The sequence below is a fragment of the Pseudomonas sp. P5_B2 genome, assembly GCF_056400445.1.
This window is the reverse complement of sequence record NZ_JBFULH010001108.1, coordinates 1-996: the sequence shown is the minus strand read 5'-3', so window position 1 is coordinate 996 and position 996 is coordinate 1. Positions and strand designations below refer to the sequence as shown.

At 59.8% G+C, this 996-nt stretch carries 1 protein-coding gene; it reads right to left on the bottom strand.

The features are described from left to right. Positions 1-937 (bottom strand): GMC family oxidoreductase (locus AC1DRJ_RS29500; RefSeq protein ID WP_477805234.1); only part of this gene is annotated, 937 nt, incomplete at its 3' end. Positions 938-996 lie beyond the last annotated feature (59 nt).

Below are 996 nucleotides of genomic sequence, written 5' to 3'. Positions count from 1 at the left end.
CGCGCAGGGAGACGCCCATCAAGGATGTGTCGTGGCTCTTGTAGCTGAGCACGACATCCGGATGGTCGCGCAGGTTCTGCCCAACGCCGGGAAGTTCATGCTGCACCGGTATGCCCTGCGGCTTGAGTTCCGCTTGCGGGCCGATCCCCGAGAGCATCAACAAGTGCGGGCTGCCAAAGCATCCGGCACTGAGCAGCACTTCCTGGCGGGCCTTTATCGTCTGGCGGTTGCCCTTGATTCGCAATTCCACACCGACGGCTTTCTTGCCTTCCAGCACGATGCGCTCGGCGGCGATCGAGGTCAGCACGGTGAGATTTTTGCGGGTATGTCGAATCGGTTTGAGGAAAGCGGTGGCGGTGCTCCAGCGCCGGCCATCGCGGATAGTCACGTCAKACTGACCGATTCCTTCCTGGTCGATGCCGTTGAAGTCGAGGTTATGGCGGTGTCCGGCCATCTGGCCTGCCTCGATAAAGGCTTGGGTAGCCGGATGAATCGGGTTCTTGCCGACATAAAGTTCGCCATCCGCGCCGTGATAGGCGCAAGTCCCGCGGTGGTTCATTTCACTTTTGCGAAAGTACGGCAGTACGTCGGCGAATGACCATCCCGGATTACCCAGGGCCTGCCAGTCGTCAAAGTCACTGCGATGACCACGGATATAAACCATGCCGTTGATTGAACTGCTGCCACCCAACACCTTGCCGCGCGGTTGATAGCCGCGACGTCCGTTCAGGCCACGTTGCGGTACTGTTTGGAACGCCCAATTGACATGTCGGCTCGGCAGGATCGCAGCGACGCCCACGGGTGCATGGATCAGTGGCGAGCGGTCTTCCGGACCGGCTTCCAGCAAACAGACCGTGACGTTCGGATTTGAACTCAGGCGGTTAGCCAGGACGCAGCCGGCTGAGCCGGCGCCGATGATTACGTAGTCGAATTCCATCACAGCATGATCCCGATTAGCGAACAGGGGCCGCGTCACAAGGAAGCAGCAGTGGATAC